The 13,011-nt window shown below is 38.4% G+C and carries 10 protein-coding genes; 3 read left to right on the forward strand and 7 right to left on the reverse strand.

What is annotated here, in order from left to right; all coding sequences use genetic code 11:
* Positions 1 to 11: 11 nt before the first annotated feature.
* The 5 genes from rpsA to cmk all read right to left on the reverse strand — a co-directional run bounded on the left by rpsA (position 12) and on the right by cmk (position 6,732).
* Positions 12 to 1,946: a 30S ribosomal protein S1 gene (rpsA, locus tag HWV58_RS09225; protein WP_175633834.1), complete on the reverse strand. Its 1,935-nt coding sequence runs from the start codon at positions 1,944 to 1,946 to the stop codon at positions 12 to 14.
* Positions 1,947 to 2,286: 340 nt separating this feature from the next.
* A complete protein-coding gene (locus tag HWV58_RS09230; protein ID WP_175633835.1) occupies positions 2,287 to 3,270 on the reverse strand; it encodes an SH3 domain-containing protein in 984 nt (327 codons plus the stop codon).
* Positions 3,271 to 3,407: 137 nt separating this feature from the next.
* A complete protein-coding gene (locus tag HWV58_RS09235) occupies positions 3,408 to 4,907 on the reverse strand; it encodes a TPM domain-containing protein (protein WP_175633836.1) in 1,500 nt (499 codons plus the stop codon).
* A 60-nt stretch (positions 4,908 to 4,967) separates the two neighbouring features.
* Positions 4,968 to 5,798, reverse strand: coding sequence for a 3-keto-disaccharide hydrolase (locus HWV58_RS09240; RefSeq protein WP_175633837.1), 831 nt, complete (start codon positions 5,796 to 5,798; stop codon positions 4,968 to 4,970).
* Positions 5,799 to 6,051: 253 nt separating this feature from the next.
* On the reverse strand, positions 6,052 to 6,732 hold the full coding sequence (gene cmk, locus HWV58_RS09245) for a (d)CMP kinase (RefSeq protein WP_175633838.1): 681 nt from the start codon (positions 6,730 to 6,732) through the stop codon (positions 6,052 to 6,054).
* A gap of 74 nt (positions 6,733 to 6,806) precedes the next feature.
* Here cmk and arfB point away from each other — a divergent pair, with 74 nt between their 5' ends.
* Both arfB and HWV58_RS09255 read left to right on the forward strand, forming a co-directional pair.
* Positions 6,807 to 7,214, forward strand: a complete 408-nt coding sequence (gene arfB / locus HWV58_RS09250; protein WP_175633839.1) for an alternative ribosome rescue aminoacyl-tRNA hydrolase ArfB — start codon at positions 6,807 to 6,809, stop codon at positions 7,212 to 7,214.
* Positions 7,215 to 7,346: 132 nt separating this feature from the next.
* On the forward strand, positions 7,347 to 8,381 hold the full coding sequence (locus HWV58_RS09255) for an MAC/perforin domain-containing protein (protein WP_175633840.1): 1,035 nt from the start codon (positions 7,347 to 7,349) through the stop codon (positions 8,379 to 8,381).
* 171 nt (positions 8,382 to 8,552) lie between these two features.
* Here HWV58_RS09255 and HWV58_RS09260 read toward each other — a convergent pair whose 3' ends face one another.
* Both HWV58_RS09260 and lon read right to left on the reverse strand, forming a co-directional pair.
* Complete coding sequence (locus HWV58_RS09260; protein WP_175633841.1) at positions 8,553 to 9,503, reverse strand: lipid A deacylase LpxR family protein; 951 nt, start codon at positions 9,501 to 9,503, stop codon at positions 8,553 to 8,555.
* An 83-nt stretch (positions 9,504 to 9,586) separates the two neighbouring features.
* Positions 9,587 to 12,058 carry an endopeptidase La gene (lon, locus tag HWV58_RS09265; RefSeq protein WP_175633842.1) on the reverse strand — a complete coding sequence of 824 codons (2,472 nt, stop codon included), beginning with the start codon at positions 12,056 to 12,058 and terminating at the stop codon, positions 9,587 to 9,589.
* 315 nt (positions 12,059 to 12,373) lie between these two features.
* On the opposite strand from lon, the gene HWV58_RS09270 reads away from it, so the two are divergent.
* Complete coding sequence (locus tag HWV58_RS09270; RefSeq protein WP_175633843.1) at positions 12,374 to 12,994, forward strand: tetratricopeptide repeat protein; 621 nt, start codon at positions 12,374 to 12,376, stop codon at positions 12,992 to 12,994.
* Positions 12,995 to 13,011 lie beyond the last annotated feature (17 nt).

A 13,011-nucleotide genomic window follows, 5' to 3' on the forward strand; every position in this document is an offset into this window, starting at 1 on the left:
GTTAAAAAGAACTAGCCTTTTTTAGCTTTGCTTTCTTCGCCTTCTAATTGCGATTTCAATTGAGCCAATACGTCTAAGTCTCCTAAAGTAGATTTCTCTACAGAATCTTTAACTTTTTTAACCGCAGTTACAGCAGCTTTAGCTTCTTTTTTCTTAGTTGCTCTTTCTTCAGCAACAGCTTCAGCTTTAACCTCTTCCCAGATACGGGCGTGAGATACTACGATACGTTTTGCTTCTTTGTTGAATTCAATGATTTTGAAGTCATTGGTTTCTTCAGCTTTAACTGAAGTACCATCTTCTTTAACCATGTGTTTAGTTGGTACGAAACCTTCTACACCATATGGTAAAGCAATAACAGCACCTTTATCAGTTACTTTAACAACAGTACCCTGGTGAACCGAATCTAAAGTGAAGATCGTTTCGAAAGTATCCCAAGGGTTTTCTTCTAATTGTTTGTGACCTAAGCTTAATTTACGGTTATCAACGTCTAATTCTAAAACAACTACGTCTAATACATCACCAACTTTAGTGAATTCGTTAGGGTGGTTAACTTTTTTAGACCATGATAAGTCAGAAATGTGGATTAAACCATCGATACCTTCTTCGATTTCAACAAATACACCGAAGTTAGTCATGTTTTTAACAGTTGCTTTGTGCTTGCTTCCAACCGGGAATTTAGCAGCAACTTCTTGCCATGGATCGTTAGATAATTGTTTAATACCTAAGCTCATTTTGCGCTCGTCTCTGTCTAAAGTTAAAACTTCAGCTTCGATCTCGTCACCAACTTTTAAGAACTCTTGTGGGTTTCTTAAGTTTTGTGACCAGCTCATTTCAGAAACGTGGATTAAACCTTCAACACCTGGGATGATTTCTAAGAAAGCACCGTAATCTGCAACAGTTACGATTTTTCCTTTTACTTTAGAACCAACTTGAATGTCAGCACTTAAGTTCTCCCAAGGGTGTGGAGTTAATTGTTTCAAGCCTAAAGCGATACGTTTTTTCTCATCATCGAAATCTAAAACAACCACGTTGATTTTTTCATCTAATGATAATACTTCTTTCGGATGCTCTATGCGGCCCCAAGAAATGTCAGTAATGTGAAGTAAACCATCAACACCACCTAAATCGATGAACACACCGAAATCAGTAATGTTTTTAACAGTACCTTCTAATACCTGACCTTTTTCTAATTTAGAAACGATTTCTACTTTTTGTGATTCTAAATCGTCTTCGATTAACACTTTATGAGAAACTACTACGTTTTTAAACTCATGGTTAATTTTAACAACTTTGAATTCCATTGTTTTACCCACGTATACATCGTAATCGCGGATAGGTTTAATATCAATTTGAGATCCTGGTAAGAAAGCCTCAACGCCCATAATGTCAACAATTAAACCACCTTTAGTACGGCTCTTAACGAAACCATTGATGATTCTATCATTTTCAAGCGCCTCGTTAATTGCTTCCCATGATCTTTGGGTTTTAGCTCTTTTGCGAGAAAGGATCAATTGACCGTTAGCATCTTCTGGTGCTTCAACGAATACGTCAACTGAATCGCCGATTTTTAGATCTGGTGTATCACGGAACTCAGAAGTAGAAACTAAACCGTCTGATTTGAAACCTACGTTTAATACTACATCTTTGTTGTTGATTGAAACAACGATACCGCTGATGATTTCACCTTTAGTGATCTGGTTGAATGTTCCGGCATACATATCTTCAAACTTTTTACGGTCTGCTTCATTGTAGTTACCAAAAACTTTTTCATCTGCATCCCAGTCGAAATCTTCGCTTGGTGTTGCTAATGATGATTTGATCGATTCGATCGAAACTGAATCAGCTTCTGATTCAATCGTTTCTTTTTCAGTCAGGCGTCCGCCTTCTCCCTGAAGTTCAGCTGTTTTAGCTGCTAATTCTTTTTCTGCTACTTGTTTTTTAGCCATTAATTAATTGTCTCCTTTTTTCCCTATTTAGGGACTGCAAAGGTAATACTTTTTTTAATTATGGAAAAGTTTTTTTTAATAAATATGGCTGATTTTAAGCGCTTTATAATTTTGCTCTTGAGTAGAGGTGCCTGAAAGGCGAAGCGGTTATTTTTATAGACGGCCCATTTTTCGAAATGAAACTGTTTTATTTTTGCATTTTAAGCATTTTATTTGGCCAATTATTTGAAAATGAACGTTCAGCAATAATCGGAAAATGCAGTCCCGCTATCGCTTATAGTTCTCTACCGATGAAATATCGGGATGCGGGCTTCCGTAGAAACGTTTGATAATTATGGTTTTATTTCTTTGTAAACGTCCCCCTAGTAAAACCCTCACCAATTAAGGTTTGTTCATCCCTGATCAATAGCATGATGGTGTTTTGCTGGTCGTATAATTTAATCATATCGCCATCAATAACATATTTTGAGGTAAAAATCGAATCGTTGTAGGCATCGCTCACGATAACCGAATCTTTCGATTTAAAATTGAACGTTTTATACTGGATGTCTTCGCCACTGGCAAACGTGCCCGTAACCACTTTTTCGGCTACAAATGTGATGTAGCAAAAATATCCCACAACTAAAATAACGATTACTGAGAAACCAATTATAAACTTGTTGCCACTGGCGTATTTAAGCGAGAAGTATAAGATAGCAAACAAAATAACCGCTACCACAGCAATAAAAATAATACCCGAATAATCTTTGTTCGATTGTGGTACCGATGCTGCAATGGTATTTTTTTGTACCGGAGCCTTTACGGGCGAAACCCGAACCAAAAATTCTTTACTCACCCATCCTTCGCCATTGGTTACTTTAATTTTAAAGAAAGTTGTATTCGATGAATCGATAACTGCTACATTTTCATCTTTAGGCAGGTAGCCAACAATTTTGCTTTTTGCATCGGCTTTTTCGCGCACACGTAAATCGTCGGCCGTTACCCGATACATGTCTTCACTAGCTGTTGCCGTTTGTGTTTGCGTATTCGGTGTTGCTGTATTGGCTGCAGGTTGGGCAGGTTTAGTTGCGGGAGCTATTTTCTCTAAAAAGTCTTTGCTTGTCCAGCCCTCACCATTTTTTACTTTTACCTTGTAAAACTTTGCATCGCTGGCATCTAAAACGGCTACATTTTCGTTTTTCGGGATAAAGCCAATGATCTTGCTTTTCGCATCTTTACTTTCCCTAACCCTTAATTTATCAGCGGTAACACGATACATATCTTGTGCATTAACCGTAAGCGAGAGCATAAAAAGGGCAAAAAACAGGAATAAGGTTCTGGTCATAGGTATGGGGTTGCGCAAAGCAGTTTAATTAAAAAATCTGGCAACGACGTTAAGAGCAAACATCGTGCTAAGTGCTCCAAAATTAGGAAATACTTTTAATTAGTATGATAAAAGCGGAAGTTAAATGGAAAACCTTTTTACCAGCTACCTCCTGTACCGCCACCACTGCTGCTACCACCGCCCCAACTGCTACTGGATGAAGATGAAGAGCTGCTGCTACCCGAAGAAGAACTGGAAGAACTAGACTTAACCAACATGGCCAGGGTAATCCATTTTATAAATTCTTCGCGCTTGCAAAAGCTGCATTCATTTATCAGTTTAGCCTGCCCTTCATGACTATAAGTTGCAGCTTTAACGGTTACTTTTTTATCCAGTTTATAGGTTCTAAAGCTGCACGATGGACATTCGGTATAACTGTTGTAGGCTTCGGCAGGCCAGGCTTTAATGATGTGTTCCTGATGGTCGGCACTTTCCCAAATATCGTAGTCGTAAGCCTGGATTACTTCTTCCTTGCGTTGACCCTTGGTTAAAAAAGGTTCACCTTCTATGTTGATATCGCGATCGACCCTTACCATTTCTTTGTTTTTGCTATCTAAAATTAGTTTAAAGCGGTCGATGGTTTTTACACGCTTAATCAGGTGGATGATCATCGCAATCAGGATAATTGGAGAAAAAAAGATTAACCACCAGTTTTTCTTATGGAAGGCGACAACAGCATCAAAGAAGTTTTCGTCGTCCTGGTGTGCTTTGCGTATTGAAGAAATATAAAACAGGTACCTGAAAAAAAGGGTCACTGCTAAAATTCCGAAAAGGATATAGGGTACATGTGCAAGCCTGATACCGCTAAACAGCTCGAAGCTTTCGGTAAAGACCACAACAAATACCGAAATAAAAGCAAAGATAAATATACCTGCGCAGCCCTTTGCTATGGTTGTATCGTAGCTGTTTTCTTGTTTATTAAGGCTTTTCAGGCTAATGCCACTTTTTGCTTGCCGGTTTACAATTTTAAACACACCGAAAAACGCCACGATAATTACTAGGCAAGGCAACCAAAAATTTTTGAGAGGAGTACTGGTTTCGCGTTGTGTAAAGAGCTGGTTAAGTTCTTGTTTATTGCCGGGGTTTAAAATAATTTCACCAATGGCATTAATGGTATTGGTTATACCTGTACTAAAATCATTTTTCTTAAAGGCTGGAACCAGGTTGTTTTGGGCAATGTGTTTAAGCGTAACATCCGGTAAAACGCCTTCGGTTCCTGTGCCGGTAATGAAGCGGTATTTGCGCCGGTCTTTAGCTATAAATAAGAGGAGGCCATTGTTGCTTGTTTTCTGTCCAATACCCCAGTGCTGAAACAGCCCGTAGGCAAAATCGAAATCTTCTTTGTTGTGGTCGAAATCGTTAACAATAACTACAGCGACCTGAACATTGGTTTTATTCTCAAAATCGGCAATGGTACTGTTCAATGAAGCAACAATACCACTGCCTAAAATATTATCGGGGTCGCTAACATAGCCACCGCCATTGTTTTTCGGGTCGGGAATATCTTTTACCTGATATGCAGTTTGTGCAGCAGCACAATTGGCCAGGAAAAGAAAAAGTAAAAAGGCAAAATGTTTGGTTAAAAGCGTTTTGAGCATTGTATTAATTTAGGTTTAAAATTATTGCGTCAACATTTAACAAACAGATTCCAGTATGGTTTACTCTTTTAAAATTTTTGCCAGTACTTTATCCAGTTTAGCTTTATTTTTCATGTAAGGCTCAAGGTCATACAGCTGTACCGATTTAAAGTGGATTGGATGACTCTCGCTTTGTAAAGAAATATAACCTGAGGTTAATGGTTTGCCGTCAACTTTGGCTTTAGGATCATAGTTAGAAACGCTACCGCCACCAATTTGTGGTTTGGTATATTCTAAAACTACCTCACCACCAATAATGTGCTTAATTACCGAATCGCCTAAAACTAAAAACTCTGCGGTTACCCATTGGTCGCCGGCATAGGTTTTCGATTTAGAATCTAAACAATGTGGGGTAAATAATTTACCGTTGTAGTTAATTAAGGTGCCTGGTGTACAAACATTACTGGTGTGGCGTTCGTGTTCGCCGTCGCCACCTAAAATTTGTCCTTCAATAGAAATGGGGAAATCCTGGTTTTTTAACATGGTTGCCGGATCCTGGCAGTGCAGCATCGCACCACTGTTTCTAAATGCCCAGCCCGGACCACCTTTTACCTGATCGCCAACAAAGCGGTAGGTTACTTTTAACAGATAGGCCGAAAAAGGTTTTTTGTAAAAAATATGGCCGTATTGGTCGTCAAATTCTTTGTATCCATCATAACCTACTTTCATTAAGCCATCTTCAACGCGGAAAGTGTTGGCATAATTTTCTTTGTAATCGTGTTTGGAGATTTTAACGTTCCAGTCTTTCAAGTCTTTTCCGTTGAAAAGATTAATCCAGCCTTTTTGGGCATTGGCACATAACGTTGCGGTAACTAAAAATAATGCCGTAAGGCACATTGATCTTAATTTCATATTTGCATTTGGGTTAGGTGCTAAAAATATGAATTTTTTTCTAATGTATTCAGGTGGCAGTTTAAGGTTGTATCTGGCTATTGAGGAATGAACTATTTTGCCACAGATGCACGGAATAACACGGAGATTTTTTTGCACCTAGCTCACTAATGAGCCGATGACTAATGAACTATTTTGCCACGGATGTACTGAATAACACGGAGGTTCTTTTGCCCACAGCTCACTAATGAACCAATGACTAATGAACTATTGACTAATGAACCAAAAACGGCTCCACATGATACAAAGCAAAAGTAAGTTGCTCTTCTTGTGTTAAATCTGTATTGTCTAAAATGATGGCATCTTCTGCTCTAATCAGCGGACTTTCTTTCCGGGTGGTATCGGCATAATCGCGGTGGGCCAGGTTTTCAAAAACTTCTTCCAAAGTGGTATCGTTATTGCCTTTGCTCTCCAGCTCTTTGAAGCGGCGTTCGGCCCTTATTTTTGGATCGGCTGTCATGAAGAATTTAACCGGTGCATGTGGGAAAACGGTAGTGCCGATATCGCGGCCATCCATCACAATGTTTTTCGATCTGCCCATGCGCTGTTGTTGTTTCACCATTTCATGGCGTACAATCCGGTGTGCTGAAACTTCGCTAACATTTTCTGAAACCGGCATTAAGCGGATTTCGTCAGAAACTTCTTCGCCGTTAAGGGTAATATGCGATTCGTAATCGCGCGAATGGAAATTTAGTTCGATGTGTTGCAAAGCATCTTCAACTTTGGCATCGTCGGTAACATCAATGTGGTTACGCAAAAAATATAGGGTAACGGCACGGTACATTGCCCCGCTATCTACATAAATGAAACCTAATTTTTTAGCCAATGCCTTTGCCAGGGTGCTTTTTCCGCAAGATGAATAGCCATCAATAGCTATAACCAAGTTTTTCTTCATTCTGCTACAAAGGTAAAAAAAGCCATTGGGTTTGCTAACTTTTTTTAAATCGATATTCTTTATACTTTTGCCGCATGTTACCTAGCAGAGAAGAAATTTTACGATCAGCCTTATTTAAAACCTCACGTAGTGGGGGTAAAGGCGGACAGAACGTAAATAAGGTTTCGAGTAAGGTAGAGCTTGTTTTTGATATCGAAACCTTTGCGTATTTTACTGATGAAGAAAAGGCTTTGCTTAAAGAAAAGCTGCAAAACCGTCTTGATACTGAAGGATTGCTGCATATTGTTTCTCAGCAAGATAGGAGCCAATTGCTCAACAAAGAGAAAACGATAGTAAAACTGATTGATTTACTGAAAAAGGCATTGATTGTTCAGAAAAAAAGAAAGCCAACCAAAATCCCTAAAGGCGTTATCGAAAATAGGTTAAAAAATAAAGCTGCTACTGCTGAGAAAAAGAAAAACAGGAAAATGTTTGATTTTTAATTCATTAACTGCTTTTTTTACTACTTTTTTAGTTGTTTTGCTAGTCGGTTAAAAAAATCTCATGAGCCGAATGGTTTGAGGTGTAAATAGGCACCAAAATTGATGGTGCAGGTTACACACAAATTAAACCAAATGAAAAGAACAATCTTAGCCTTGGCCTTTATGGCCACACTTGCTGCCTGCAAGAAAAACCCTGATGAAACTCCAAATTCCTCCCCGGAAGAAAAATTATCTCCTGATATTGCCTTTACCGTTAATGGAGCAACAAAAGAACCCCAGCTTTTATATCAACCATCCGAAACGTTTAATTATTTGGGATTTGGTTATGATGTTACGGATAAATTTAATGATGAGACTTCTGTAAGGGCAAGCGTTGTCGACATTTCGGCTTATGACGCGAGCGCCAGTTACATGGTTAACATTGCAAGAGGAACTGAAGGGGCTTGGACAACTATTCAGGCTGAAAATGCAGCAGACCTATCAGCAAAATTTTCTAGCTTATACGAAGCGACTGATGGCTTGAAACTTTTTGGGAATACCATTGATAAATTTCCAGGCTTTGATATTACCGATAAAAAATATGTTTATGGATACTATTCTCATTACATGATCTGGAAAAGATATAATTTTTGGGATGATCAAAAACGTGTTAATAATTTTTTAACAGCTGATTTTAAGCGGGATATTACTTTGTTGAGTGCTCAGCAGCTTGTAGAGAAATATGGAACTCATGTTTTAATCGATATTAAAATAGGTTCTAAATTCGACGTGCTTTATCAGGCAGAAGCACCTGATAATGGAAGGAGAGGAGCGATTATTATGGAAGGCTTACGTTATACCCTAAAAAGAACTTTTGGCTTGCCTACCGGCTATTTAGACGAACCTAAACTCCGCGATTTAAATGATAATGCTTCAGCAAAAATCTATTATCGTTCAACAGGCGGGGATATTAATAAATTAAAACCCGAAACCATAAATAACAGGGTGATTTTAAATTTGAATAACTGGGTTGCTTCAACTACTGAAGATAAAGCGCGTTTCATTGGAGCTTCAGATGATGGCTTGGTTCCCATATACAACTTTATTAATGATTCGGTAAAAAAAGCTGAGGTAAAAGCTTACATCGAACAATATTTTGCGGCTAAAACAGTGAAGTTGAAAAATTAATAAACAAAGAAGGGCGATCAAAATCGCCCTTCTTTGTTTTAGTTAATGGGTTTAAAAAGTATGACATATCAATTTTTGGTTAATCGGTTTATACAATTAACCAATTAATCGGATGGTGTTTGACCGAAGCAATAGCGTAGTTACTAATAATTAAGCCATATCACAATTCAGCTATATTTTTCCAAACCTATAGTACAAGCTTAAGCCACCATAATTTTGCGCCTTGGCTACACTTTTAACTTCCTTGGTTTTAAAAATGATATTAAAATCGGCCGTAAACCTCTTCGAGCTGTAGTTTACCCCAAACTGTTGTTCAAAAACAATGGGTTTAACGCCAAAAGTTAGGGGACTATTGTCTTTAAACATACTTCCCTGAATGGTTGCATCGTAAGCCACAAAATTGAGTTGCGGTTTTACGTAAAAGAAAAACTCTGAGTTGTTTAGGCTTTTGGTTTTAGCATTTCCAATTACTGCATTATGGTAAGCGGTGTTGAACAATTGATTGATTTTACCAGCCCTGAATAAAACTGAAGCTCCCAAACCTGAAAATGTAGTGCCTAAATTGGCATAACCCTGAGCACTGATATCGGCAATTGGATCTTCTGGCCTGAAAATGAGCTTGCTGTAATTTGCGGCTAAGTTTACAGCTACTTCATTTTTAATCTGGTAATCCCAGCCAGCCGGAGTGTAAAAGCCAACTGTTTTATGCAAAAAGCGCTGTGCAGTTTGAGCAAGCGAGTTGGGACCAACCGTACCCAATTCTACACTGGTTTTTAAAACACTTTCGTTTTTGTAAAAAACCGAGTAAGCTGCACCTGCGTATAAGTAACCGGCAAAGGGACGGTCCTGATCTTCTTTGTTGGGTACCTGACCCCAGTAAGGTGTGTACATTTTTTGTCCGGCAGAAATTTCGTAGGTTTTTTTCTCGATTTTATCCGATAGCTTTTCGGTATTTAAAGCCCTGCGGAAATAAATAAATAACCCGTTGGTATAATAGCGGTCGTTTAAAGTGGCCAGATAGGCATCGTTTTCGGTTTTAAAACCAAATTCGTTTTTAAAGGATTGTGCAAAACCGGTTGATACAACCAGACAAAAAACTAAAGCAGCTAAAAGTGATTTCATAAAAAAGTCCCGATGATTATCGGGACTATAAAAGTATTTATTGTAATTGGATTTTTAATCGTTCTCTGTCAAAAGATTATAAATTAGTTTACAATCGGCGCAATTTTAACGCTTAAATCCAATGGTTTTTTTACTTTGTTTTTGGTGAGGGCCAAGTCAATCACTTCGCTCATTTCACTTACGTAATGGAATTTTAGGTCCTTGATATAGCTTTCTTTAATCTCTAAAATATCTTTGCGGTTGCTTTTGCAAAGGATAATTTCTTTGATGTTTGCTCTTTTTGCAGCCAGGATTTTTTCTTTAATTCCACCCACAGGAAGTACTTTTCCACGTAAAGTAATTTCGCCCGTCATGGCCAGGTGTTGTTTAACTTTGCGTTGGGTAAAGGCCGAAGTTAATGCGGTAAGCATGGTTACACCAGCCGAAGGGCCATCTTTTGGCGTAGCGCCTGCAGGCACGTGCACGTGTACATCCCAGTTATCAAATAAGGTATAATCGATACCGAACTCTGCTGCATGTGCACGTAGGTAAGCCAGGGCAATTACAGCCGATTCTTTCATTACATCTCCCAGGTTACCGGTTAAGGTTAATTTACCTTTTCCGGGACTTAAGCTCGATTCGATAAATAAAATATCGCCTCCAACACTTGTCCAGGCCAGGCCTGTAACCACACCAGCCACTTCGTTGCCTTCGTACAAATCCTTATCGTAAATCGGCGCACCTAAAATACGCTCTACATCTTCCGGATTTAAGTTCGCATCGTAGCTTTCTTCCATGGCAATTTTTGTAGCCACACCACGAACCAGTGAACCTATTTTTTTCTCTAAACCACGCACGCCCGATTCTCTGGTATAATCTTCAATCACCTTCTCAATCAGCGCAGGTTTAAGGGTAATATCCTTGGTTTGCAAGCCATGGTTTTCTTTCTGTTTCGGCAACAGGTATTTTTTGGCAATTTCGATTTTTTCCTCAATGGTGTAGCCGTTTACTTCAATAATCTCCATACGATCAAGCAAGGCAGGCTGTATGGTGCTTAAAGAGTTTGCTGTAGCAATAAACAGGATGTTCGATAAATCGTAATCCATTTCTACATAATGATCATAGAAAGCATTGTTTTGTTCAGGATCTAAAACCTCCAGTAAAGCCGATGATGGATCGCCCCGGTGGTCGGTTCCTACTTTATCGATCTCATCCAATACGAATACCGGGTTATCGGCACCTGCTTTTTTTATAGAAGAAATAATACGGCCAGGCATAGCACCAATATAGGTTTTACGGTGACCACGAATTTCAGCTTCATCGCGGATACCGCCCAATGCCATACGCACATATTTACGACCTAAAGCTTTGGCGATCGATTTGCCTAATGATGTTTTACCAACCCCTGGAGGGCCAACCAAACATAAAATAGGGGCTTTCATATTTTGTTTTAGTTTCAGTACGGCCAGGTATTCGATAATACGCTGTTTCACTTTTTCTAAACCAAAGTGATCTTTATCCAGGATACGTTGTGCTCTTTTCAGATCGAAATTATCTTTTGTAAACTCGCTCCATGGTAAATCCAGAAGGAGTTCTAAATAATTTAACTGTACCGAATAATCTGGTGCGGCAGGGTTCATTCTACCCAGCTTGTCTAATTCTTTATCAAAATGCGCAGCAACAGCTTTGGTCCATTTTTTCTTTTTGGCCCTTTCCTGTAAAGCATCAAATTCTAAATCGGCAGAATTGCCACCCAACTCTTCCTGAATTGTTTTTAACTGCTGGTTTAAGAAATAATCGCGTTGTTGCTTATCTAAATCGGTACGTACTTTCGATTGGATCTGATTTCTCAGTTCAAGCATCTGTAACTCTACCATTAAAAGCTCCATTACTTTTTGAGCCCTTTCCTGCAGTTTGTCCATTTCCAGGATTTTCTGCTTATCGGCCATTTCGGCATTCATGTTTGATGAAATGAAATTGATCAAAAATGAATTACTTTCGATGTTTTTAAGCGCAATACTGGCTTCGCTCGGAATGTTTGGCGAAAGCTGAATAATTTGTGCCGACATTTCGCGTATCGACGCAATGAGTGTTTTAAAGTCTTTGTCTGCTTTATGTTTCTGCTCCTCAAATTTTTTAACAACAGCTTTAATGTAAGGCTCGTTCTGAACCTCTTCAATTAAGCTGAAACGTTGCTTACCCTGTATAATTACTGTGGTGTTACCATCGGGCATTTGCAACAGTTTAATGATGTTTGCAACGGTACCAACGGTGTTTAGCTGCTCAAAAGTCGGATCTTCGATCGATACGTCTTTTTGAGAAACTACCCCAATAATTTTGTTCCCCTTGTAAGCTTCTTTAATTAGTTTTATCGATTTATCCCTTCCAACTGTAATCGGAATAACTACACCTGGAAATAAAACGGTATTCCGCAAAGGCAATATGGCCAGGCTTTCAGGCGTTTCCTCATTGTTCATTTCCTCCTCGTCTTGTTGAGACATTAAGGGAAAAAACTCTGTATCTTCATTGATTATTGGCATAGCTGTATGGAAATCAAATATATCTTGTTTACTCATTATCACATTTTCCGCTAACGACAAACTGGCAGTTTGATCGTATTCACTTTGTTTAATTTTTATATTAAGTTAACAATTTCAACTCTTGTGCCAAAGTAAAAATTATATTAATGTTATGTTAAAAAGGCAGGGCAATTTAAATATTTCCTTCAATATCATATAAAGTATTTTTTTGCGTTTAAGCTAATGTTTGGTGACTTTGTGCCCGAACAAAAGAAATTAAAACTTTTAAATTATCAGAATAGGATTATATTGCAAAAAAATTGTCCTATATATTGTATTGGACGTTAGATTTGTTAAACTTATTAATCATACATGAACTATTTTAAACAGGCGATTATAGCACTTATTATTTTTTCATCAACAGGCAGTTTTGCACAGGGTAACTACGAAAGAAGCATGCAGGCAATGATGAAAGGTGATTATAAAACAGCCGCTGCACAATTGGAAAAAGCCAGTGCCAAGACACCTGACAATGCAAATGTATTGCAGATGCTTGGTTATTCGTATTTCCAGAACCGGGAGTATGAAAAATGTATAGATACTTACAGCCGTTTGCTTGTAGTAAAACCAAATGAAGTTTCTGCCTACTATTACCGTGGAATTGCCAGATTAAAAATTGCTAACGATCCGAAAGAATCGTTGAGTACCATGCGCGACAATTTTTACCAGGCATCGCTTAAAGATTTTACCAAGGCTATTGAAATTAGTGGTGAAGAAGATACCCAAATGTTTCAGAACCGTGGTTTAGCCTATAAAGATTATGCAATCTTTAAATCGTTTAAAGCCAAGAAAAAAGACGAGAAAGCAGCTTGCATTGCACTTTTTAATAATTCGATTGCCGATTTCCAGAAAGTATTGACTTTGCAGCCGCTTAGAAAAGATATTATTGATTGGGTAACTTACGATAAGGCGCAGATTGCTACCTTAAAATAAATAACCATACCCTTTAA

The sequence above is a fragment of the Pedobacter ghigonis genome, assembly GCF_903166585.1.
In the GTDB taxonomy this organism is placed as follows: domain Bacteria; phylum Bacteroidota; class Bacteroidia; order Sphingobacteriales; family Sphingobacteriaceae; genus Pedobacter; species Pedobacter ghigonis.

Coding starts and splice junctions, on each gene's coding strand:
- rpsA (WP_175633834.1), bottom strand. CDS start 1,946: ATGGCTAAAAAACAAGTAGCAGAAAAAGAATTAGCAGCTAAAACAGCT.
- HWV58_RS09230 (WP_175633835.1), bottom strand. CDS start 3,270: ATGACCAGAACCTTATTCCTGTTTTTTGCCCTTTTTATGCTCTCGCTT.
- HWV58_RS09235 (WP_175633836.1), bottom strand. CDS start 4,907: ATGCTCAAAACGCTTTTAACCAAACATTTTGCCTTTTTACTTTTTCTT.
- HWV58_RS09240 (WP_175633837.1), bottom strand. CDS start 5,798: ATGAAATTAAGATCAATGTGCCTTACGGCATTATTTTTAGTTACCGCA.
- cmk (WP_175633838.1), bottom strand. CDS start 6,732: ATGAAGAAAAACTTGGTTATAGCTATTGATGGCTATTCATCTTGCGGA.
- arfB (WP_175633839.1), top strand. CDS start 6,807: ATGTTACCTAGCAGAGAAGAAATTTTACGATCAGCCTTATTTAAAACC.
- HWV58_RS09255 (WP_175633840.1), top strand. CDS start 7,347: ATGAAAAGAACAATCTTAGCCTTGGCCTTTATGGCCACACTTGCTGCC.
- HWV58_RS09260 (WP_175633841.1), bottom strand. CDS start 9,503: ATGAAATCACTTTTAGCTGCTTTAGTTTTTTGTCTGGTTGTATCAACC.
- lon (WP_175633842.1), bottom strand. CDS start 12,058: ATGAGTAAACAAGATATATTTGATTTCCATACAGCTATGCCAATAATC.
- HWV58_RS09270 (WP_175633843.1), top strand. CDS start 12,374: ATGAACTATTTTAAACAGGCGATTATAGCACTTATTATTTTTTCATCA.